Below are 22773 nucleotides of genomic sequence, written 5' to 3' on the forward strand. Positions count from 1 at the left end.
GGGGCTTGCCCCGCGCTGGGCTGCGTAGCAGCCCCAAACCAAACGCCGCATTCTTTCCGTAAGAACGCGGCGTTTTTTATAGGGGCTGCTACGCAGCCCAGCGCGGGGCAAGCCCGATCACCACAGGCAAGTCCGCTTACTACACTCCAGGCCGACAAACTGGCACTATCAAGCCCAAATGACTCGCAGAGATCACGGACATGTCCCTACGCACCCTGCTCACCGCCCTCCTCCTCACCGCCAGTTGCTCGGCAATGGCCGACACCGAAGTCGTCAACCTGAGCAACCGCACCAGCACCGACCTGCTCCCGGTTGCGCAGAACTTCATCGGCAAGGACGGCACCGTCAGCGCCTACGGCAACCAGCTTATCGTTAACGCTGCCCCCGGCAAGATCCAGGACCTGCGCACGCTGCTCGCCCAGCTGGATACACCAGCCAAGCGTCTGCTGATCACCGTCGATACCAATGAAAACAACCAACAGAACAGCGGCGACAGCCAGACCCGCATCATCAGCTACGGCACCGCCAGCCGCGACGGCGGCATCCAGCAGATTCAGGCCAGCGAAGGCGTGCCCGCGCTGATCCAGGTCGGCCAGAGCGTGCCAATGACCACCACTCAGCCTGACGCCTACGGTCGCCCGCAGAACCAGACCCAGTACCGCAACGTCACCCAGGGCTTCTATGTCACCGCCAGCGTCACCGGCGAGACCGTGCATCTGGCGATCAGTACCAACCGTGACCGCATGAGCCAGGAACGTCCCGATGTAGTGAATGTGCAAAGCACCGACACAACCGTCAGCGGGCGCCTTGGCGAATGGATCCCCCTGGCCGGCATCAACCGCGAGACCCAGGCCGACAAATCCTCCACAACCCGCAGCTACTCTACCCAGGGCCGCGATGACCTGACGTTGCGGGTTAAGGTCGACACCCTGAACTGAAGCACCAAAAACTGACTGATGAGTCGTATTAGACTAAAGATGTAGTGCCTGAAAAAAAGCACTACAAAACATTTGACGATCCAAAAAAGCATGGGCATGATGGCCTCGCTCCCGCTAATCAGGGGCCCTGGCAAGGGCCTTCGGATCGACGCTCCAAGCTACCCACCCGAGCCGATTCGTGTCTGTACCGCCCACAAGGTGTGTTTGACGAGGTTGCGACTGGAACGAAGTTGTCCCGAGGGACGGAAGCTAACCAGGTAACCCGGCTACACACTGATGGATCGTACAAAGGCCCACGATGCCCGAAGACCGTTCGCAGTTCGCCCTTACCTGCTCAACTCCCCCCTTGAGCCATCGTTCATCCCGTCGCCTGCCCCGCCGAACTTGACTTGAACACCTGAGCTTCTGGTCAGCGAGCAGCCATAACCACGCATTCACTACGTGGCTGGCAAATGGAATTTTCCACCTAGACCTATGCGACGAGGTTTTCCCCCATGGCACTGACACGCGAACAGCAAATTGCAGCCCTCGAGAAAGACTGGGCTGAAAACCCACGCTGGAAAGGCGTAACCCGCGCTTATTCCGCTGCTGACGTCGTCCGCCTGCGTGGCTCGGTTCAACCTGAGCACACCTTTGCAAAACTCGGCGCCGAGAAGCTGTGGAAGCTGGTCACCCAAGGTGCCAAGCCGTCCTTCCGCCCCGAGAAAGATTTCGTCAACTGCATGGGCGCCCTCACTGGCGGCCAGGCAGTCCAACAGGTGAAAGCCGGTATCCAGGCGATCTACCTGTCCGGCTGGCAAGTGGCAGCGGACAACAACTCCGCTGAATCCATGTACCCCGACCAATCGCTGTACCCGGTGGACTCCGTGCCGACCGTGGTCAAGCGCATCAACAACTCGTTCCGTCGTGCCGACCAGATCCAGTGGAAAGCCGGTAAAGGCCCGGGCGACGAAGGCTACATCGACTACTTCGCGCCCATCGTGGCCGACGCCGAAGCCGGTTTCGGCGGCGTACTGAACGCCTACGAGCTGATGAAGAGCATGATCGAGGCTGGCGCGGCCGGCGTGCACTTCGAAGACCAACTGGCTTCGGTGAAGAAATGCGGCCACATGGGCGGCAAGGTACTGGTACCGACCCAGGAAGCTGTACAGAAGCTGACTGCTGCCCGTCTGGCGGCTGACGTTGCCGGCACGCCAACCATCATCCTGGCCCGTACCGACGCCAACGCCGCGGACCTGCTGACCTCGGACTGCGACCCGTACGACCAGCCGTTCGTAACCGGCGAACGCACCCAGGAAGGTTTCTACAAAGTGCGCGCCGGTCTCGACCAGGCCATCGCCCGCGGCCTGGCCTACGCGCCGTACGCCGACCTGATCTGGTGCGAAACCGCCAAGCCGGACCTGGACGAAGCGCGTCGCTTTGCCGAAGCGATCAAGAAGGAATACCCGGACCAGCTGCTGTCCTACAACTGCTCGCCTTCCTTCAACTGGAAAAAGAACCTGGACGACGCGACCATCGCCAAGTTCCAGCGCGAACTGTCCGCCATGGGCTACAAGCATCAGTTCATCACCCTGGCCGGCATTCACAACATGTGGCACAGCATGTTCAACCTGGCGCACGACTACGCCCGCAACGACATGACCGCCTACGTGAAGCTGCAGGAGCAGGAATTCGCTGACGCCGCCAAGGGCTACACCTTCGTGGCCCACCAGCAGGAAGTCGGCACCGGCTACTTCGACGACATGACCACCGTGATCCAGGGCGGCACCTCGTCCGTGACCGCGCTGACCGGTTCAACCGAAGAAGAGCAGTTCCACTGATCGATGTGAGTACACGGCCACGGCGGACCCGTTAAAGAGCTAACCGCAGTGCCGCACGACAATCACGCCCCGACTGGTTCGGGGCGTTTTTTTGCCGGTACACATCACGCTGGTTCACCAAAGCCAAATGTGGGAGGAGGCAACTCCCTCCCACATGAGGAACGCTTGCAGCCTGAAGATTTTGTGCAAAACCTTGATCCAGAGCGGTATTTGCCGCAGATAAATCGGTTAAAAGATCCGCTCCAACAACTCGCGCTAATCAGGCAAGTAACAGCAACTTACTCCGCTGTATGAGAAACAATCGCTTAAACCCCACGCAAACAATATTCATTATCATTTAGAACATAAAAACTTCGTTACAGGTTAAACAAAACACATTTGATCAAATGCCCGCTAATGCCCGCCCCGCAAGGGCTACAGCCCCAAGAAGGTGCACTATGTGCTTATTCCATCGAATAATTTCGCCCTAGGAATTTTACTTGCCCGGTGTTTAGCCATAAAATCACCGCGATTGATTGCAGTGCGACATATCGTCACTGCATCGTTACTTTTTCGAGCTCAGAGACCTTTGCTCTCTGTTAAGGATTTCCAGCATGACCGAAGCGACAGGACTCATGGCCCACAACTGGGGCTTTGCCATTTTCCTCCTCGGTGTTGTCGGCCTTTGCGCCTTCATGCTCGGTGTGTCCAGCCTCCTCGGGTCAAAAGCCTGGGGCCGCAGCAAGAATGAACCGTTCGAATCCGGCATGCTGCCTACAGGTGGCGCCCGCTTGCGGCTCTCAGCCAAATTCTATCTGGTCGCGATGCTCTTCGTGATCTTCGACATCGAAGCCCTCTTTCTCTTTGCCTGGTCTGTGTCCGTCCGCGAAAGCGGCTGGACCGGATTCGTCGAAGCCCTCGTTTTCATAGCAATTCTGTTGGCAGGCCTTGTCTACCTATTTCGAGTGGGCGCCCTTGACTGGGCTCCGGAAGCTCGTCGTAAGCGGCAAGCGAAGCTGAAACAATGAGGCTTTGGCGATGCAATACAATCTCACCAGGATCGACCCGGATGCTCCTAACGAGCAGTACCCCATCGGCGAACGGGAAACCGTTTCCGATCCGTTAGAAGACCAAGTCCACAAGAACATCTACATGGGCAAGCTGGAAGACGTGCTGAGTGGCGCGGTCAACTGGGGACGTAAGAACTCCCTGTGGCCGTACAACTTCGGTCTTTCGTGCTGCTACGTGGAAATGACCACCGCCTTCACGGCGCCCCACGACATCGCGCGCTTTGGCGCCGAAGTTATCCGGGCATCACCGCGCCAGGCGGATTTCATGGTTATCGCCGGTACCTGCTTTATCAAGATGGCGCCGATCATTCAGCGTCTCTACGAGCAAATGCTCGAGCCAAAGTGGGTTATCTCCATGGGTTCGTGCGCCAACTCCGGTGGCATGTACGACATCTACTCCGTGGTTCAGGGAGTGGACAAGTTCCTGCCCGTGGACGTCTACGTGCCTGGCTGCCCGCCCCGCCCCGAAGCATTCCTGCAAGGCTTGATGCTGTTGCAGGAATCGATTGGCAAGGAGCGTCGCCCGCTTTCCTGGGTCGTCGGCGATCAAGGCGTGTACCGCGCCGAGATGCCGTCGCAAAAGGAACAGCGCCGCGAACAGCGAATCGCAGTCACCAACCTGCGCAGCCCAGACGAAGTCTGATCCAGCACCGCTTCTTTTATAGAACGAAAACCTGGCTTCATTCTTTACGTTGACCGAAAGCGATAAAAAACCATGACTACAGGCAGTGCTCGACGCATCCCGCCTTATAAGGCAGACGACCAGGATGTGGTCGTCGAACTCAATAACCGTTTTGGCCCTGACGCCTTCACCGCCCAGGCCACACGCACCGGCATGCCGGTGCTGTGGGTGGCGCGCGCCAGGCTCGTCGAAGTCCTGACCTTCCTGCGCAACCTGCCCAAGCCGTACGTCATGCTCTATGACCTGCATGGCGTGGACGAACGCCTGCGCACCAAGCGCCAGGGCCTGCCGAGCGGCGCCGATTTCACCGTGTTCTATCACCTGCTGTCGCTGGAACGTAACAGCGACGTGATGATCAAGGTCGCATTGTCCGAGAGCGACCTGAGCGTGCCGACCGTGACCGGTATCTGGCCGAACGCCAGCTGGTACGAGCGCGAAGTCTGGGACATGTTCGGTATCGACTTCCCGGGCCACCCGCACCTGACGCGCATCATGATGCCGCCAACGTGGGAAGGTCACCCGCTGCGCAAGGACTTCCCTGCCCGCGCCACCGAATTCGACCCGTTCAGCCTCAACCTCGCCAAGCAGCAGCTTGAAGAAGAGGCCGCGCGCTTCCGTCCGGAAGACTGGGGCATGAAGCGCTCCGGCACCAACGAGGACTACATGTTCCTCAACCTGGGCCCGAACCACCCTTCGGCCCACGGTGCCTTCCGCATCATCCTGCAACTGGACGGCGAAGAAATCGTCGACTGCGTGCCGGACATCGGCTACCACCACCGTGGTGCCGAGAAGATGGCCGAGCGTCAGTCGTGGCACAGCTTCATCCCGTACACCGACCGTATCGACTACCTCGGCGGCGTGATGAACAACCTGCCGTACGTGCTCTCGGTCGAGAAGCTGGCCGGCATCAAGGTTCCGGACCGCGTCGACACCATCCGCATCATGATGGCCGAGTTCTTCCGGATCACCAGCCACCTGCTGTTCCTGGGTACCTATATCCAGGACGTCGGCGCCATGACCCCGGTGTTCTTCACCTTCACCGACCGTCAGCGCGCCTACAAGGTCATCGAAGCCATCACCGGTTTCCGCCTGCACCCGGCCTGGTACCGTATCGGCGGCGTCGCCCACGACCTGCCGAATGGCTGGGAACGCCTGGTCAAGGAATTCATCGACTGGATGCCCAAGCGCCTGGACGAGTACCAGAAGGCTGCGTTGGATAACAGCATCCTCAAGGGCCGTACCATCGGCGTCGCCCAGTACAACACCAAAGAGGCCCTGGAATGGGGCGTCACCGGTGCCGGCCTGCGTTCCACCGGTTGCGATTTCGACCTGCGCAAGGCGCGTCCGTACTCGGGCTACGAAAACTTCGAGTTCGAAGTACCGCTGGCCGCCAATGGCGATGCCTACGACCGTTGCATCGTGCGCGTCGAAGAAATGCGCCAGAGCCTGAAGATCATCGAGCAGTGCATGCGCAACATGCCGGCCGGCCCGTACAAGGCGGATCACCCGCTGACCACGCCGCCGCCGAAAGAGCGCACGCTGCAGCACATCGAAACCCTGATCACGCACTTCCTGCAGGTTTCGTGGGGCCCGGTAATGCCGGCCAACGAATCCTTCCAGATGATCGAAGCGACCAAGGGTATCAACAGTTATTACCTGACGAGCGATGGCGGCACCATGAGCTACCGCACCCGGATTCGTACCCCAAGCTTCGCCCACTTGCAGCAGATCCCTTCGGTGATCAAAGGCGAGATGGTCGCGGACTTGATTGCGTACCTGGGTAGTATCGATTTCGTTATGGCCGACGTGGACCGCTAAGCATGAACAGCACGCTTATCCAGACAGACCGTTTCACCTTGAGTGAAACCGAGCGCTCGGCCATCGAGCACGAGCTGCATCACTACGAAGACCCGCGCGCGGCGTCGATCGAGGCCTTGAAGATCGTCCAGAAGGAACGTGGCTGGGTGCCGGACGGCGCCCTCTACGCCATCGGCGAGATCCTCGGCATCCCCGCCAGCGACGTTGAAGGCGTGGCGACGTTCTACAGCCAGATCTTCCGCCAGCCGGTCGGCCGCCACATCATTCGCGTGTGCGACAGTATGGTCTGCTACATCGGTGGCCACGAGTCGGTGGTCAGCGAGATCCAGGCCAAGCTGGGCATCGGCCTCGGCCAGACCACTGCGGACGGCCGCTTCACGCTGCTGCCGGTGTGCTGCCTGGGCAACTGCGACAAGGCGCCGGCGTTGATGATTGACGACGACACATTCGGTGACGTGCAGCCTGCTGGCGTGACCCAATTGCTCGAGGGCTACCCATGACCCTGACTTCCTTCGGCCCGGCCAACCTGATCAAGCGTTCGGCCGAAACCCACCCGCTGACCTGGCGCCTGCGTGACGACGGCGAGCCGGTATGGCTCGACGAGTACCAGGCCAAGAACGGCTACGCCGCTGCGCGCAAGGCCTTCGCCGACATGGCCCAGGACGACATCGTCCAGACCGTGAAGGACGCCGGCCTCAAGGGTCGCGGCGGTGCAGGCTTCCCCACCGGTGTTAAGTGGGGCCTGATGCCCAAAGACGAATCCATCAACATCCGCTACCTGCTGTGCAACGCGGATGAAATGGAACCCAACACCTGGAAAGACCGCATGCTGATGGAGCAACTGCCCCATCTGCTGATCGAAGGCATGCTGATCAGCGCCCGCGCGCTGAAAACCTACCGTGGCTACATCTTCCTGCGCGGCGAATACACCACCGCCGCCAAGCACCTCAACCGTGCAGTGGCAGAAGCCAAGGCCGCAGGCCTGCTGGGCAAGAACATCCTCGGTTCGGGTTTTGACTTCGAACTGTTCGTGCACACCGGCGCCGGGCGTTACATCTGCGGTGAAGAAACCGCACTGATCAACTCCCTCGAAGGCCGCCGCGCCAACCCGCGCTCCAAGCCGCCCTTCCCTGCCGCCGTGGGCGTGTGGGGCAAGCCGACCTGCGTGAACAACGTCGAGACCCTGTGCAACGTGCCGGCGATCATCGCCGACGGCGTGGACTGGTACAAATCGTTGGCCCGTGAAGGCAGTGAAGACATGGGCACCAAGCTCATGGGCTTCTCCGGCAAGGTCAAGAACCCTGGCCTGTGGGAACTGCCGTTCGGCGTGACCGCACGCGAGCTGTTCGAGGACTACGCCGGCGGCATGCGCGACGGCTACACCCTCAAGGCCTGGCAGCCAGGCGGCGCCGGCACCGGCTTCCTGCTCCCCGAGCACCTCGACGCACAAATGTATGCCGGCGGCATCGGCAAGGTGGGCACCCGGATGGGTACCGGCCTGGCGATGGCGGTGGACAACACCGTGAACATGGTCTCGCTGCTGCGCAACATGGAGCAGTTCTTTGCCCGTGAATCCTGCGGCTTCTGTACCCCATGCCGCGACGGCCTGCCGTGGAGCGTCAAGCTGCTGATGGCCCTGGAAAATGGCGAAGGCCGCGAGGGTGACATCGAGACCCTGCTGGGCCTGGTCGGTTTCCTCGGCCCAGGCAAGACCTTCTGTGCTCACGCACCGGGCGCCGTGGAGCCATTGGGCAGCGCAATCAAATACTTCCGCTCGGAGTTCGAAGCCGGCATCGCGCCCACCAGCGCCGCCGTCCCGCCTCTGGCAAGGCCGATCGTAGTCGGCGCGTAACGCTTAAACAGGCAAAGGGTCCGTGCCCTTCGCCTGCTCATGTGCTGACGCCGTGAAGGCTGTGTAGATGCACATGAATAACAAGATTCCATTAGCCACGCCCGCTGACAACGGGCCAACGAAGAACTTTGAACCATGGCCACTATCCACGTAGACGGCAAAGCGCTCGAAGTCGATGGGGCGGACAACCTGTTACAGGCGTGTCTGTCACTCGGCCTCGATATCCCGTATTTCTGCTGGCACCCCGCGCTTGGTAGCGTCGGTGCCTGTCGCCAGTGTGCGGTCAAGCAGTACACCGACGAAAACGACACCCGTGGTCGTATCGTCATGTCCTGCATGACCCCAGCCACCGACAACACCTGGATCTCCATCGACGATGAAGAATCCAAGGCGTTCCGCGCCAGCGTTGTCGAATGGCTGATGACCAACCACCCCCACGACTGCCCGGTCTGTGAGGAAGGCGGTCACTGCCACCTGCAAGACATGACGGTGATGACCGGCCACAACGAGCGCCGCTATCGCTTCACCAAGCGTACCCACCAGAACCAGCAGCTGGGCCCGTTCATTTCCCACGAAATGAACCGCTGCATCGCCTGCTACCGCTGCGTACGCTTCTATAAAGACTACGCCGGCGGCACCGACCTCGGCGTATTCGGCGCCCACGACAACGTGTACTTCGGTCGCGTTGAAGACGGCGTGCTCGAAAGCGAGTTCTCCGGCAACCTCACCGAGGTCTGCCCGACCGGTGTGTTCACCGACAAGACCCACTCCGAGCGCTACAACCGCAAGTGGGACATGCAGTTCTCGCCGAGCATCTGCCACGGCTGCTCGAGCGGTTGCAACATCTCCCCGGGCGAACGCTACGGCGAACTGCGTCGCATCGAAAACCGCTTCAACGGTTCGGTAAACCAGTACTTCCTGTGCGACCGTGGTCGTTTCGGCTATGGCTACGTCAACCGTGAAGACCGTCCACGCCAGCCACTGCTGGCCGATGGCGCCAAGCTGAGCCTGGACGCGGCGCTGGACAAAGCCGCCGACCTGCTGCGCGGCCGCAACATAGTCGGTATTGGCTCGCCCCGCGCCAGCCTCGAAAGCAACTACGCGTTGCGCGAGCTGGTGGGTGCCGAGCACTTCTACTCCGGTATCGAAGCCGGTGAGCTGGAGCGCATCCGCCTGGTCCTGCAGGTGCTGAACGACAGCCCGCTGCCGGTGCCGAACATGCGTGACATCGAAGACCACGATGCCATCTTCGTGCTCGGTGAAGACCTGACCCAGACCGCCGCGCGTATCGCGCTGTCCCTGCGCCAGTCGGTCAAAGGCAAGGCCGAAGACATGGCCGACGCCATGCGCGTCCAGCCTTGGCTCGACGCTGCGGTGAAAAACATCGGCCAGCACGCGCTGAACCCGCTGTTTATCGCCAGCCTGGCAGAAACCAAGCTCGACGACATCGCCGAAGAATGCGTCCACGCCGCACCGGACGACCTGGCCCGCATCGGTTTCGCCGTGGCCCACGCCCTCGACGCCAGCGCGCCGGCAGTCGAAGGCCTGGACACTGAAGCCGTCGAACTGGCCCAGCGCATTGCCGACGCCCTGCTGGCAGCCAAGCGTCCATTGATCATTGCCGGTACCTCGCTGGGTTCCAAGGCCTTGATCGAAGCCGCCGCCAACATCGCCAAGGCCTTGAAGCTGCGCGACAAGAACGGCTCCATCAGCCTGGTGGTGCCGGAAGCCAACAGCCTCGGCCTGGCCATGCTCGGTGGCGAGTCCCTGGACGCCGCCCTGCAAACCGTGATCGACGGCACTGCCGATGCGATCGTGGTGCTGGAAAACGACCTGTACACCCGCACCGACGCCGCCAAGGTTGACGCTGCGCTGAACGCCGCCAAGGTCCTGATCGTCGCCGACCACCAGAAGACCGCCACCAGCGAGCGTGCCGACCTGGTACTGCCAGCCGCTACCTTCGCCGAAGGCGACGGCACCCTGGTCAGCCAGGAAGGCCGTGCCCAGCGCTTCTTCCAGGTGTTCGATCCGAAGTACATGGACGCCAGCATCCTGGTTCACGAAGGCTGGCGCTGGCTGCATGCCCTGCGCGCGACCCTGCTGAACCAGCCGATCGACTGGACCCAACTCGACCACGTCACCGCCGCAGCCGCCGCGAGCGCGCCGCAGCTGGCGCGTATCGTCGACGCCGCACCGTCCGCCGCGTTCCGCATCAAGGGCATGAAGCTCGCCCGTGAGCCGCTGCGTTACTCCGGTCGTACCGCCATGCGCGCCGACATCAGCGTGCACGAGCCGCGTACCCCGCAAGACAACGACACCGCGTTCGCCTTCTCCATGGAAGGTTACTCGGGTTCGGTCGAGCCGCGTCAGCAGGTGCCGTTTGCCTGGTCGCCGGGCTGGAACTCGCCACAGGCCTGGAACAAGTTCCAGGACGAAGTCGGTGGGCATATCCGCGCCGGCGACCCGGGCACCCGCCTGATCGAACCCCAGGGCGACGCGCTGAACTGGTTCGCTGCGGTCCCGCGTCCGTTCAACCCGGCCCAGGGCACCTGGCAGGCTGTGCCGTTCTTCCACCTGTTCGGCAGCGAAGAGACCTCTTCCAAGGCCGCGCCGGTACAAGAGCGCATTCCCGAGGCCTACGTGTCCGTGGCCAAGTCCGAAGCCGACCGCCTGGGCGTCAACGACGGAGCCTTGCTCAGCGTGACCGTGGCCGGCCAGACCCTGCGTCTGCCGCTGCGTATCAACGAAGAGCTGGGTGCCGGCCTGGTTGCCCTGCCTAAAGGCCTTGCCGGCATCCCGACGGCGATCTTCGGCAAAACCGTTGACGGTCTGCAGGAGGCAGCGCAATGACCTGGTTCACCCCTGAAGTGATCGACGTGATCATCTCGGTCGTCAAGGCCATCGTGATCCTGTTGGCCGTGGTCGTTGCGGGCGCCCTGCTCAGCTTCGTCGAACGTCGCCTGCTGGGCTGGTGGCAGGACCGTTACGGTCCGAACCGCGTTGGCCCGTTCGGTATGTTCCAGATCGCCGCCGACATGCTGAAGATGTTCTTCAAGGAAGACTGGACCCCGCCGTTTGCCGACAAGGTGATTTTCACCCTGGCACCGGTCGTGGCCATGAGCGCCTTGCTGATCGCCTTCGCGATCATCCCGATCACCCCGACCTGGGGCGTGGCGGACCTGAACATCGGCTTGCTGTTCTTCTTCGCCATGGCCGGCCTGTCGGTCTACGCGGTGCTGTTCGCCGGCTGGTCGAGCAACAACAAGTTCGCCCTGCTGGGCAGCCTGCGGGCCTCGGCCCAGACCGTGTCCTACGAAGTGTTCATGGGCCTCGCGCTGATGGGCATCGTGGTGCAGGTCGGCTCGTTCAACATGCGCGACATCGTCGAGTACCAGGCGCAGAACCTGTGGTTCATCATTCCGCAGTTCTTCGGCTTCTGTACCTTCTTCATCGCCGGCGTCGCCGTGACTCACCGTCACCCGTTCGACCAGCCGGAAGCGGAACAGGAACTGGCTGACGGTTACCACATTGAATACGCCGGCATGAAATGGGGCATGTTCTTCGTCGGTGAATACATCGGCATCATCTTGATCTCGGCCCTGCTGGTCACGCTGTTCTTCGGCGGCTGGCACGGTCCGTTCGGCATCCTGCCGCAGCTGGCGTTCTTCTGGTTCTTCCTGAAGACCGCGTTCTTCATCATGCTGTTTATCCTGCTGCGCGCTTCCATTCCGCGTCCACGATATGACCAGGTGATGGATTTCAGCTGGCGTTTCTGCCTGCCGCTGACCCTGATCAATTTGCTGGTGACTGCTGCCGTTGTGTTGTTGAACACGCCAGCGGGCGCGGTTCAGTGAGGATTTGACCCATGTTCAAATATATTGGCGACATCGTTAAGGGTACCGGTACCCAGTTGCGAAGCCTGGTGATGGTGTTCGGTCACGGCTTCCGTAAACGCGACACCCTGCAATACCCGGAAGAAGCGGTGTACCTGCCGCCGCGCTATCGCGGCCGCATCGTGCTGACCCGCGACCCCGATGGCGAAGAGCGTTGCGTAGCCTGCAACCTGTGCGCCGTGGCGTGCCCGGTGGGTTGCATCTCCCTGCAGAAAGCTGAAACCGAAGACGGTCGCTGGTACCCGGACTTCTTCCGCATCAACTTCTCGCGCTGCATTTTCTGCGGCCTCTGCGAGGAAGCTTGCCCGACCACCGCGATCCAGCTCACACCGGATTTCGAGATGGCCGAGTTCAAACGTCAGGACCTGGTGTACGAGAAAGAAGATCTGCTGATCTCTGGTCCCGGTAAAAACCCTGATTACAACTTCTATCGTGTTGCAGGTATGGCCGTTGCCGGTAAGCCGAAAGGCGCCGCACAAAACGAAGCCGAGCCGATCAACGTGAAGAGCTTGCTGCCTTAAGGAAGAAAGATGGAATTCGCTTTCTATTTCGCATCGGGTATCGCGGTTGTGTCCACGCTTCGCGTGATCACCAACACCAACCCCGTGCACGCCCTGCTCTACCTGATCATTTCGCTGATCGCCGTGGCCATGACCTTCTTCAGCCTCGGCGCACCGTTCGCCGGTGTGCTGGAAGTGATCGCCTACGCCGGCGCCATCATGGTGCTGTTCGTGTTTGTGGTGATGATGCTCAACCTCGGGCCGGCCTCGGTCGCCCAGGAACGCGTCTGGCTCAAGCCCGGCATCTGGCTCGGCCCGGTTGTCCTCGCAGCGCTGCTGCTGGGTGAACTGCTGTATGTGCTGTTCGCTCACCAGAGCGGCCAGGCCATCGGCCATACCACCGTGGACGCGAAAGCCGTGGGCATCAGCCTGTTCGGCCCGTACCTGCTGGTGGTCGAACTGGCGTCGATGCTGCTGCTCGCCGCAGCCATCACTGCCTTCCACTTGGGCCGCAACGAAGCCAAGGAGCAATGACGATGCCTGCTATCCCTTTGGAGCATGGTCTGGCGGTCGCCGGCATCCTGTTCTGCCTTGGCCTGGTCGGCCTGATGGTTCGCCGTAACATTCTGTTCGTGTTGATGAGCCTGGAAATCATGATGAACGCTGCGGCACTGGCGTTCATCGTTGCAGGTGCACGTTGGGGCCAGCCGGATGGACAAGTCATGTTCATCCTGGTGATCAGCCTGGCAGCCGCCGAGGCCAGTATCGGCCTGGCGATCCTGCTGCAACTGTATCGTCGCTTCCACACGCTTGATATCGACGCTGCCAGTGAGATGCGCGGATGAACATGATCTTTCTGACTTTCGTATTTCCCCTGATCGGTTTCCTGCTGCTGTCGTTCTCTCGCGGACGCTGGTCGGAAAACCTTTCGGCCCTGATCGGTGTGGGCTCCATTGGCCTGTCGGCCATCGTTGCCGCCTACGTCATCTGGCAATTCAACGTGGCACCGCCGGAAGGCGGCCACTACACCCTGGTGCTGTGGCAGTGGATGTCGGTGGAAGGCTTCAAGCCCAACTTCGCCCTCTACGTCGATGGTCTGTCGATCACCATGCTTGGCGTGGTGGTGGGCGTGGGCTTCCTGATCCACCTGTTCGCGTCCTGGTACATGCGCGGTGAAGCGGGCTACTCGCGCTTCTTCTCGTACACCAACCTGTTTATCGCCAGCATGCTGTTCCTGGTGCTCGGCGATAACCTGTTGTTCCTGTACTTCGGCTGGGAGGGCGTGGGCCTGTGCTCGTACCTGTTGATCGGTTTCTACTACAGCAACCGCAACAACGGTAACGCGGCACTCAAGGCGTTTATCGTCACCCGTATCGGCGACGTGTTCATGGCCATCGGCCTGTTCATCCTGTTCCAACAGGTGGGCACGCTGAACATCCAGGAACTGCTGGTGCTGGCACCGCAGAAATTCCAGGTCGGCGACTTCTGGATCACCCTGGCGACCCTGATGCTGCTGGGCGGCGCCGTGGGTAAATCCGCGCAACTGCCGCTGCAGACCTGGCTGGCGGATGCCATGGCCGGTCCTACCCCGGTGTCGGCACTGATCCACGCCGCAACCATGGTTACCGCCGGTGTCTACCTGATCGCCCGTACCCACGGCCTGTTCACCCTGGCGCCGGACATCCTGCACCTGGTGGGCATCGTCGGCGGCGTGACCCTGGTACTGGCCGGCTTCGCCGCGCTGGTGCAGACCGACATCAAGCGGATCCTCGCCTACTCGACCATGAGCCAGATTGGCTACATGTTCCTGGCCCTGGGCGTCGGCGCCTGGGACGCGGCGATCTTCCACCTGATGACCCACGCCTTCTTCAAGGCCCTGCTGTTCCTGGCCTCCGGTGCGGTGATCCTGGCCTGCCACCACGAGCAGAACATCTTCAAGATGGGCGGCCTGTGGAAGAAACTGCCACTGGCCTACGCCAGCTTCATCGTCGGTGGTGCCGCCCTGGCCGCCCTGCCGCTGGTGACCGCCGGTTTCTACTCCAAGGACGAAATCCTCTGGGAAGCCTTTGCCAGCGGTAACCAGAACCTGCTGTACGCAGGCCTGGTGGGTGCGTTCATGACCTCGCTGTACACCTTCCGCCTGATCTTCATCACCTTCCACGGTGAAGCCAAGACCGAAGCCCACGCAGGCCATGGCATCTCCCACTGGCTGCCACTGTCGGTGCTGATCATCCTGTCGACCTTCATCGGCGCGCTGATCACCCCGCCACTGGCCGGTGTACTGCCGGAAAGCGCCGGCCATGCCGGCGGCGCCGCCAAGCACAGTCTGGAAATCGCCTCGGGCGCCATTGCCATCGCCGGCATCCTGCTGGCGGCCCTGCTGTTCCTCGGCAAGCGTCGCTTCGTGACCGCCGTGGCCAACAGTGGCATCGGCCGTTTCCTCTCGGCCTGGTGGTTCGCCGCCTGGGGCTTCGACTGGCTCTACGACAAACTGTTCGTCAAGCCCTACCTGGCCATCAGTCATGTACTGCGTAAAGACCCGCTCGACCAGACCATCGGTTTGATCCCGCGCGCGGCCAAAGGCGGTCACACCGCCCTGAGCCGTACCGAGACCGGCCAGTTGCGTTGGTATGCGGCTTCCATGGCTGCTGGTGCCGTGCTGGTGATCGGCGCCATCGTCGTGGTAGCGGCCTGACTATGTTTAAGTGCACTGCGTACTTTGCGAACTTGCGAAAGGAAACGAGCCCGTCATGATTCTGCCCTGGCTAATCCTGATCCCCTTTATCGGCGGCCTGCTCTGCTGGATGGGTGAACGCTTCGGCGCCACCCTCCCCCGCTGGATTGCGTTGCTGACCATGTCCCTGGAACTCGCACTCGGCCTCTGGCTGTGGGCCCATGGCGACTATTCATTCGCTCCGGCACCGGGTGTCGATCCAACGTTCGCGCTTGAATTCAAGCACGTGTGGATCCAGCGCTTCGGCATCAACGTGCACCTGGCCCTCGACGGCCTGTCGCTGTTGATGATCCTGCTGACCGGCCTGCTGGGTATCCTCTCGGTACTCTGCTCCTGGAAAGAGATCCAGCGTCACGTGGGCTTCTTCCACCTGAACCTGATGTGGATCCTGGGCGGCGTTGTCGGCGTGTTCCTCGCCCTCGACCTGTTCATGTTCTTCTTCTTCTGGGAGATGATGCTGGTGCCGATGTACTTCCTCATCGCGCTCTGGGGTCACAGTTCTTCGGACGGCAAGAAAACCCGGATCTACGCGGCGACCAAGTTCTTCATCTTCACCCAGGCTTCCGGCCTGATCATGTTGGTGGCGATCCTGGGCCTGGTACTGGTCAACTTCAACTCGACTGGCGTGATTACCTTCAACTACGCCGACCTGTTGAAAACCAAGATGTCCCTGACCACCGAGTACATCCTGATGCTGGGCTTCTTCATCGCCTTCGCGGTGAAGCTGCCGGTGGTGCCGTTCCACTCCTGGCTGCCTGACGCTCACGCCCAGGCGCCGACCGCCGGTTCCGTGGACCTGGCCGGTATCCTGCTGAAGACGGCGGCCTACGGCCTGCTGCGTTTCGCCCTGCCGCTGTTCCCGAACGCCTCGGCCGAGTTCGCGCCGATTGCCATGACCCTCGGCCTGATCGGGATCTTCTACGGTGCATTCCTCGCATTCGCCCAAACCGACATCAAGCGTCTGATTGCCTTCTCGTCCGTTTCCCACATGGGCTTCGTACTGATCGGCATCTACTCCGGCAGCCAGCTGGCGTTGCAAGGTGCGGTGATCCAGATGTTGGCCCACGGTGTCTCGGCCGCGGCACTGTTTATCCTGAGTGGCCAGTTGTACGAGCGCCTGCACACCCGTGACATGCGTGAGATGGGCGGCGTGTGGTCGCGCATTGCGTACCTGCCGGCGATCAGCCTGTTCTTCGCCGCCGCTTCCCTGGGCTTGCCGGGTACCGGTAACTTCATCGGCGAGTTCCTGATCCTGATGGGTGCCTTCGTGCAAACACCGTGGATCAGCGCCATTGCTACCTCCGGCCTGGTATTCGGTTCGGTCTACTCGCTGATCATGATCCACCGCGCCTACTTCGGCCCGGCCAAGTCCGACGCCGTCCTGAAAGGGATGGATGCTCGCGAACTGATCATGGTGCTCGGCCTTGCGGTATTGCTGATCTACATCGGCGTGTACCCGCAACCGTTCCTGGACATTTCTGCCGCGACGATGCATGGCGTGCAGCAGTGGTTCGGCACCGCCTTCTCTCAACTCGCTTCGGCCCGGTAAGAGCGCTATGGAATTCACGATCCAACACTTTATCGCGCTTGCGCCGCTGCTGATCACCAGCCTCACCATCGTGGTGGTGATGCTGGCGATCGCCTGGCGCCGCAATCACTCACAAACGTTCCTGCTGTCCTGCGCCGGTTTGAACCTGGCCTTGCTGTCGATTATCCCGGCACTCAAGGTCGCGCCACTGGCGGTGACCCCGCTGATGATGGTCGATGACTTCGCGCTGCTGTATATCGCGCTGATCCTCGTCGCCACCCTCGCCTGCGTCACCCTCGCCCACGCCTACCTCGGCGAAGGCGGCACCGGCTACCCGGGCAACCGCGAAGAGCTGTACCTGCTGATCCTGCTGGCTGCGGCCGGCGGTATCGTGCTGGTCAGCGCGCAGCACCTGGCCGGCTTGTTCATCGGCCTGGAACTGCTGTCGATCCCGACCTACGGCCTGGTGGCCTACGCCTTCTTCAACAAGCGTTCCCTGGAAGCCGGCATCAAGTACATGGTGCTGTCGGCCGCCGGTTCCGCGTTCCTGTTGTTCGGTATGGCCCTGCTCTACGCCGAAGCCGGCAGCCTGAGCTTCACCGGTATCGGTCACGCCCTGGCCGCCACCAACAGCCCCGCGCCGATTGCCCAACTGGGCCTGGCGATGATGCTGATCGGCCTGGCGTTCAAGCTGTCGCTGGTGCCGTTCCACCTGTGGACCCCGGACGTGTACGAAGGCGCCCCGGCGCCGGTGGCGGCGTTCCTGGCGACCGCGTCCAAGGTCGCTGTGTTTGCGGTGATGGTGCGTCTGTTCCAGATCTCGCCTGCCGCCAACACCGGCGTGCTGAGCAACGTGTTGACCGTGATCGCCATCGCGTCGATCCTGTTCGGCAACCTGCTGGCGCTGACCCAGAACAACCTCAAGCGTCTGCTGGGTTACTCGTCCATCGCCCACTTCGGCTACCTGTTGATCGCCCTGGTGGCGAGCAAAGGCCTGGCCGTGGAAGCCATCGGCGTGTACCTGGTCACCTACGTGATCACCAGCCTCGGCGCGTTCGGCGTGATCACCCTGATGTCCTCGCCTTACAAGGGCCGTGACGCCGACGCCCTGTACGAATACCGCGGCCTGTTCTGGCGCCGTCCGTACCTGACCGCCGTACTCACCGTGATGATGCTGTCCCTGGCCGGTATCCCGCTGACCGCGGGCTTTATCGGCAAGTTCTACATCGTCGCGACCGGTGTCGAAGCCCACGAGTGGTGGCTGGTTGCGTCCCTGGTGCTGGGCAGTGCCATCGGCGTGTTCTACTACCTGCGCGTGATGGTCACCCTGTACCTGATCGAGCCAAACCTGCGCCGTGTGGATGCTGAGCTGCACTGGGAACAGAAAGCCGGTGGCGTGATGCTGCTGGCTATCGCCCTGCTCGCCTTCTTCCTCGGCGTGTACCCACAACCGTTGCTGACCCTGGTGCAGCACGCGGTGCTGGGGGTTTGATCCCTTAGCGGTATGCGAATCAACAGAAACGGCGCCCCAGGGCGCCGTTTTTGCGTTCTGGGCTGACCTGCAACAGCCCAAAAAAACGCCCCGAATGTTCGGGGCGTTTTACATTGCAACCGCGTCAGAACGCGATGCCTAGCTTGACCCCGTACTCATCCCGCTTGAGCCGAGTGTTATCGGCCACTTCGGAATCACCGTCGAGCTTGTATTCGGTGCGGGTGTAGTAAAGGCCCGCCATCACCGGCAGGTCGCCCTTCTGGTTCATCAGCAGGCTGACTTCCGCATACGGGTTAGTGCGGTCCTTGAGGTCTACGGTGTCGCTGCCCACGCCGTCCACCTTGAGCTTGGTACGACCATCAATGGTGCGACGCGCACCGGCTTCGAAACGCAGCGTCATGTCATCGAACTGATGGTTGTAGCCCAGGGCTGCCTTGGCGAACGGCGACTTGTTGGTGAGTTCCATGTCGTAGTCGTTCGAGTCCAGCTCATAGCGGGTCCAGCTGTAACCGCCGCCAACGATCACGTCGACGAAGTTGCGCGCATCCAGCGCGGCACGCCAGCCGAGATCCAGGTCGGCCTGGCCTTCCTTGAGTTTGTTATCACTCTTTTTACCGTACTTGGCTTCCACACCTGCCTGGTAGATAAAGCCCGACTCGGCGGTGAGCTTGTTGCCGAAGTTGTAGAAAAGACCGGCTTCGGGCATGTGGTCCTTATCACTTTCACTACCGCCTTCGAGCTTGAAGTCGTTGTAGCTGCCCAGAATCCCAAAGGTAGAAATCGGGTCAGTGGACGGTGCGGCGAACGCCACTGCTGGCGCGGCGACCAGCGCCAGCAGTGAGGAATGCTTGAGGAGGTTTGCGAATAGTTTGGACATCGTTTACATCTCCTTGTCTGGTGGGCAAATTATTCAGGAAACGCTTCGAACCCAGGCTGGCACCAAAGGTTCGAAAAAATTTGCCCCCACTTGGAGGTAAAACGGTTCAGCGATGGCTCTAGATCAATACTCCTGGCGTGCAGCCATTACCAAGCCCTCAAGGGTTGAATCAAGCTGAGGGTGAACCGGCACGCGAATCCCAAAGGTAGTGCCCAGTACGTCCAGCAGCTCGTCGGCGCTCTGGATCACACGCTTGTCACTCGGCCGATCCAGGTAGTGAATCCCATAGTGGGCGTTGTTCAAGGTGTGGCGTTCGCCCGCTGCCAGGCGTGCGACTTTCAATTGGCCCAGGAACGGCGAACCTGGATGGGTCGAGACGTACCAGTTACCGATTTCGTAGTCGATGTCTGCCTGCACTTGCAGGTCGAACACATACAAGCCACGCCACTCCCCCGCGACCTCGGCCCACAACGTGTAGCTGCCCTCCTGCTCATTGAGTGTCAGGCGATACGGCTCATGGGCCGTGGCCTGCACGGCCTGCGTGTCCAACTGCAACGGACTGCTGGGCACCATGCCACCAAAGCCGACGTCGGTGATGTAGCGCACGCCGTCCAGGGTCACCAGGCTCAGGCGATGGGTGCGCGCCGTACGTGCGTCCGGCGGACCACCCATCACAACCCGCCCGGTAATGCCGCGCGCCTCGAACCCCAGTTCCTGCAACAGCGCCAGGAACATCTGGTTCAACTCATAGCAATACCCACCCCGCCCATCGAACAGGACTTTCTGCTCGACGCTGGGCAAGTCGATCGGCACCGGCAGGCGCAGCAGGGTCGACAGGCTTTCGAAGGCGAAGGTGCACACATGACGCAGTTGCAAATCCCGCAGGGTCTGCAGGGTGGGCGGTGGTGGCGAGTCGTAACCCAAGCGTTGCAGGTACAGGCGGCTGTGGTTCAGGAGGGTCATGGCGCGATCCTTGGGCGCGGGAGGAATGCGTCACTATGCCGCGCAAGCATGCAGATTGTCATTTTGAGTGAACCTTTTTAGACCGTTCCCTATCCATCTATAACAAGACAGGGAGGCAACATGAGTACCGCAAAAATCTACACCATCCACTACCAACTGCACGGTCAACCGAAGTCCTTTGTGGTGCGTGCCGAAGTGATGAACAACGCCGAGGCCTGGCACTGGGCAGCCGTTGACGCTGACATTGCGCATGTGAGCCGTATCGGCCGGGTCGGCCATGAGCAAGTGAAAAAAACCACGCGCCCGTGGGCCGAGAAGTACGGCATTACCGACGTCACCTGGATGCCGCCCAGATAAACAAAAAGCCCCGCTCATTGGCGGGGCCCAGCTCATTTCTTCAAGTCGCCCAACGGATCGTAGGGCGGCTTTTTTTTCCCGTCGTCCTTGGCCTTTTTATCCAGAGGGGCGATGGCCGGACCGATGGGATCAACCTGCGGATCAGCCACATCGGGCGAGTCCGGATCAAATCCCAGCTCATCCTTGCCGCTGGCGTGTTCATTGGAGGGCGGTCCATCCGAGCGCTTATTCATCATGGTCTCCTGTTATAGCGGGCGAGCTTTGTCGTGGAGGTTTTCCAGGTCGTCTTCGACGCGCTCCACATCATCCTGGGCGTCACGCTCTTTCGGGTCATTGGGGCGCAAGGCATCGTTGTCGCGCTCCTCTTCACCGGGCGTGCGGTCAGGGTCGGGGGTTCCGGGCGGTGGCTGCTTGTATTCGGGCATGGTGGTTGACCTCAAAGGGACTACACCGGTTTAGAGAAACTGCCCCAGATCATGGTTCAACTTGATTGCCCCACCACTGACCGCTGACCATGAGAAGATGCCTTCCCCCCTACCCGCCCTGGAGACCTGGACCGGATGTTCGAGCTCAAACCCTGCGACCCCGTCACCTACCGCCAACAGACGCGCCGCAGCACGCTGATCGTGGCCGTGCTGTTCGTGGCCCTGGCCATGCTGCTGTCGAGCCTGGCGGTGATGCTGTTCGGCGAACCCGGCGGTGACAACTTCCGCTTTAATGTCGGTGGCGTATTCGCCGGGGTGTTGATAACGGTCGCCCTGCTGCGCGGCCCGTTCCGCACCCAACCGTGGCTGGCACCGGCCGTGTATGGCTGGCAGCTCAAGCGCACCCTGATGCGCGTGACCAACGTGATGCACACCGTCACCGAGCGTGTGCAGGCGAATGATCCGACGGCCATGAAGATACTGCGTTTCTATCACCTGGGGCTGACGCAGATGCACGCCCTGGACGCCAACTCCAGTGCCCAGGCGCAGTTGGTCGGTGAAATGGACGCGCATAAGAACACGATGCTGGCACTGGGGATCGACACCGAACAAACCCGCTTTGATCCCGCCTGGCTGGAAGGATTGAAACGCACGTAAGTCAGTCTGCTGCCACACGGGTGCGCCAGCAGAACAACGCACTCACCGCAATCGCCGCACCCGCCACGCCAAACACCAGGGGTGCCGAGGCCACCGGCAACAGCAGGCCTGCCAGCAGTGGCCCGAGGCCCGCACCGATGTCACGCCATACCGCATTCGACGCCAGGGCCGACACCCGCAGCGAACCGGGGTTGCGCTCGGCGACCAGGGTGGTCACCAGGGGCAGTTGCAACGCGCGCAGCACCAACACCGCCGCCGCGCCGACAATCACCCAATAGCTGCCGAACGCCGTCAAGGCCAAGGCACTCAGGAACGAAAACAGCAACAACATCGAGGTCGCGCCAAAGCGCTGGGCGGCGTGACCTCCCAGGGGGCTCAGGAGCATTTCCGAGACATAACGCAGGGCCATCAAGCCGCCGGCGATCAGCACCGCATTACCGCCGAGCAGCTTCTGCGCCTGGATCGACAGGCCGAAAATAAACAGTCCGTCCAGCGCCACGCCTTCGATAAACGACCACAGCGCCACGCTGTCGGGCCACTTGAAACGGCGCCCCGGGGTGCTGTGCAAATCATGCCCGGCGCTGGGCAGGCCGCGCGCCATCCACAGCCCCACCAGGCAACAGCCGGCGAGGATCACAAAGATCGGACGCGGCCCGGCCCACAGCGTCAGCCAGCCACCGAACGGCAACGCCAGCATCGGCCCCCAGGCGATCAAGGCCCGCGAACGCCCGGCCCGGCGCGCGGCGCCCTCCGGTTCGGAGGTTGCCAATACCTGAGTCGACAGGTTCAACGCGGCAAAACACAGGCCCCACACCAGCCGCAGCCCCAACAACGCGGCAAAGCCCGACAGCACCGAATTACCCAAGGCGCAAAGCGTTGCAGCCCCGGCGGCAATCATGCAGGTCAGGCGATCACCGTTGCGCGCGTAGAAATTCAACACATGCCGATAGCCGAAAATCCGCACCAGGCGGTTGGCCGCCAGCAACACCCCGGCCTGGGCGAGCGTGATGCCGAAGGCCTGGGACTCCATGGGCAGCAGCAGATAGAGCAACACGTCACTGGGCAGGCATAAGGCCAGGGTCAACGCAGCGCGGCGGGAATGGGTATCGGCAGTGCGGAGGGCCAGGCTGGACATAAATCTGAAACATCCCGAAATATTCAGGTCGCCACGGTAGCCCTCCCACCGCA

Annotated in this window: 22 protein-coding genes; 17 read left to right on the top strand and 5 right to left on the bottom strand. The window is 61.5% G+C overall.

Translation table 11 applies throughout. The features are described from left to right. Nucleotides 1–200 precede the first annotated feature (200 nt). The 15 genes from BLW22_RS17785 (at nucleotide 201) to nuoN (ending at nucleotide 18306) form a co-directional block, all read left to right on the top strand. Nucleotides 201–938, top strand: a complete 738-nt coding sequence (locus BLW22_RS17785) for a secretin N-terminal domain-containing protein (protein ID WP_065927065.1) — start codon at nucleotides 201–203, stop codon at nucleotides 936–938. Between the two features lie 494 nt (nucleotides 939–1432). Then, on the top strand, nucleotides 1433–2758 hold the full coding sequence (gene aceA, locus BLW22_RS17790; protein ID WP_003219577.1) for an isocitrate lyase: 1326 nt from the start codon (nucleotides 1433–1435) through the stop codon (nucleotides 2756–2758). A 593-nt stretch (nucleotides 2759–3351) separates the two neighbouring features. Next, nucleotides 3352–3765, top strand: coding sequence for an NADH-quinone oxidoreductase subunit A (locus BLW22_RS17795; protein ID WP_003219575.1), 414 nt, complete (start codon nucleotides 3352–3354; stop codon nucleotides 3763–3765). Nucleotides 3766–3775: 10 nt separating this feature from the next. After that, nucleotides 3776–4450 (top strand): NuoB/complex I 20 kDa subunit family protein, encoded by a 675-nt coding sequence (locus BLW22_RS17800; RefSeq protein WP_003174719.1) that lies wholly within the window; start codon nucleotides 3776–3778, stop codon nucleotides 4448–4450. Between the two features lie 72 nt (nucleotides 4451–4522). Further along, nucleotides 4523–6307, top strand: a complete 1785-nt coding sequence (nuoC, locus tag BLW22_RS17805; RefSeq protein ID WP_065927064.1) for an NADH-quinone oxidoreductase subunit C/D — start codon at nucleotides 4523–4525, stop codon at nucleotides 6305–6307. A 2-nt stretch (nucleotides 6308–6309) separates the two neighbouring features. Beyond that, on the top strand, nucleotides 6310–6807 hold the full coding sequence (gene nuoE, locus BLW22_RS17810) for an NADH-quinone oxidoreductase subunit NuoE (protein ID WP_003232080.1): 498 nt from the start codon (nucleotides 6310–6312) through the stop codon (nucleotides 6805–6807). Further along, nucleotides 6804–8159 carry an NADH-quinone oxidoreductase subunit NuoF gene (nuoF, locus tag BLW22_RS17815; RefSeq protein ID WP_027606325.1) on the top strand — a complete coding sequence of 452 codons (1356 nt, stop codon included), beginning with the start codon at nucleotides 6804–6806 and terminating at the stop codon, nucleotides 8157–8159. The genes nuoE and nuoF overlap by 4 nt, the downstream gene beginning before the upstream one ends. A 135-nt stretch (nucleotides 8160–8294) precedes the next feature. Further along, nucleotides 8295–11009 (top strand): NADH-quinone oxidoreductase subunit NuoG, encoded by a 2715-nt coding sequence (gene nuoG / locus BLW22_RS17820; RefSeq protein WP_074847175.1) that lies wholly within the window; start codon nucleotides 8295–8297, stop codon nucleotides 11007–11009. Continuing rightward, a complete protein-coding gene (nuoH, locus tag BLW22_RS17825; RefSeq protein WP_017137518.1) occupies nucleotides 11006–12013 on the top strand; it encodes an NADH-quinone oxidoreductase subunit NuoH in 1008 nt (335 codons plus the stop codon). Before nuoG ends, nuoH begins: the two co-directional genes overlap by 4 nt. Nucleotides 12014–12024: 11 nt before the next feature. Then, nucleotides 12025–12573: an NADH-quinone oxidoreductase subunit NuoI gene (gene nuoI / locus BLW22_RS17830; RefSeq protein ID WP_003174725.1), complete on the top strand. Its 549-nt coding sequence runs from the start codon at nucleotides 12025–12027 to the stop codon at nucleotides 12571–12573. Nucleotides 12574–12582: 9 nt separating this feature from the next. After that, nucleotides 12583–13086: an NADH-quinone oxidoreductase subunit J gene (gene nuoJ / locus BLW22_RS17835; RefSeq protein ID WP_003174726.1), complete on the top strand. Its 504-nt coding sequence runs from the start codon at nucleotides 12583–12585 to the stop codon at nucleotides 13084–13086. A 2-nt stretch (nucleotides 13087–13088) separates the two neighbouring features. Beyond that, nucleotides 13089–13397 (top strand): NADH-quinone oxidoreductase subunit NuoK, encoded by a 309-nt coding sequence (nuoK, locus tag BLW22_RS17840; RefSeq protein ID WP_003174727.1) that lies wholly within the window; start codon nucleotides 13089–13091, stop codon nucleotides 13395–13397. Next, nucleotides 13394–15247, top strand: coding sequence for an NADH-quinone oxidoreductase subunit L (gene nuoL, locus BLW22_RS17845; RefSeq protein ID WP_074847176.1), 1854 nt, complete (start codon nucleotides 13394–13396; stop codon nucleotides 15245–15247). The genes nuoK and nuoL overlap by 4 nt, the downstream gene beginning before the upstream one ends. 55 nt (nucleotides 15248–15302) lie before the next feature. Continuing rightward, complete coding sequence (nuoM, locus tag BLW22_RS17850; RefSeq protein ID WP_074847177.1) at nucleotides 15303–16835, top strand: NADH-quinone oxidoreductase subunit M; 1533 nt, start codon at nucleotides 15303–15305, stop codon at nucleotides 16833–16835. Nucleotides 16836–16842: 7 nt separating this feature from the next. Then, nucleotides 16843–18306, top strand: coding sequence for an NADH-quinone oxidoreductase subunit NuoN (gene nuoN, locus BLW22_RS17855; protein WP_003174731.1), 1464 nt, complete (start codon nucleotides 16843–16845; stop codon nucleotides 18304–18306). A gap of 124 nt (nucleotides 18307–18430) precedes the next feature. On the opposite strand, the gene BLW22_RS17860 is transcribed toward nuoN, so the two are convergent. Then, entirely contained in the window at nucleotides 18431–19183 is a 753-nt protein-coding gene (locus BLW22_RS17860) for an outer membrane beta-barrel protein (protein WP_065927061.1), read from the bottom strand. A 123-nt stretch (nucleotides 19184–19306) separates the two neighbouring features. After that, entirely contained in the window at nucleotides 19307–20146 is an 840-nt protein-coding gene (locus BLW22_RS17865; RefSeq protein ID WP_065927060.1) for an arylamine N-acetyltransferase family protein, read from the bottom strand. Nucleotides 20147–20266: 120 nt separating this feature from the next. Between BLW22_RS17865 and BLW22_RS17870 the strand changes: the two genes are divergently transcribed. Next, nucleotides 20267–20503, top strand: a complete 237-nt coding sequence (locus BLW22_RS17870; RefSeq protein ID WP_027606320.1) for a DUF6555 family protein — start codon at nucleotides 20267–20269, stop codon at nucleotides 20501–20503. Nucleotides 20504–20535: 32 nt separating this feature from the next. On the opposite strand, the gene BLW22_RS17875 is transcribed toward BLW22_RS17870, so the two are convergent. Further along, nucleotides 20536–20736: a DUF6021 family protein gene (locus tag BLW22_RS17875; RefSeq protein ID WP_027606319.1), complete on the bottom strand. Its 201-nt coding sequence runs from the start codon at nucleotides 20734–20736 to the stop codon at nucleotides 20536–20538. Nucleotides 20737–20748: 12 nt separating this feature from the next. Beyond that, nucleotides 20749–20928 (bottom strand): hypothetical protein, encoded by a 180-nt coding sequence (locus tag BLW22_RS17880; RefSeq protein WP_027606318.1) that lies wholly within the window; start codon nucleotides 20926–20928, stop codon nucleotides 20749–20751. Between the two features lie 135 nt (nucleotides 20929–21063). Here BLW22_RS17880 and BLW22_RS17885 point away from each other — a divergent pair, with 135 nt between their 5' ends. Continuing rightward, the gene (locus BLW22_RS17885) at nucleotides 21064–21585 is read left to right on the top strand and encodes a DUF3087 domain-containing protein (RefSeq protein ID WP_065927058.1); all 522 of its coding nucleotides are present in this window, start codon (nucleotides 21064–21066) and stop codon (nucleotides 21583–21585) included. 1 nt (nucleotide 21586) lies between these two features. Here BLW22_RS17885 and BLW22_RS17890 read toward each other — a convergent pair whose 3' ends face one another. Continuing rightward, nucleotides 21587–22720, bottom strand: coding sequence for an MFS transporter (locus BLW22_RS17890; protein WP_065927057.1), 1134 nt, complete (start codon nucleotides 22718–22720; stop codon nucleotides 21587–21589). Between the last annotated feature and the right edge of the window lie 53 nt (nucleotides 22721–22773).

The organism is Pseudomonas marginalis, from assembly GCF_900105325.1.
In the GTDB taxonomy this organism is placed as follows: domain Bacteria; phylum Pseudomonadota; class Gammaproteobacteria; order Pseudomonadales; family Pseudomonadaceae; genus Aquipseudomonas; species Aquipseudomonas marginalis.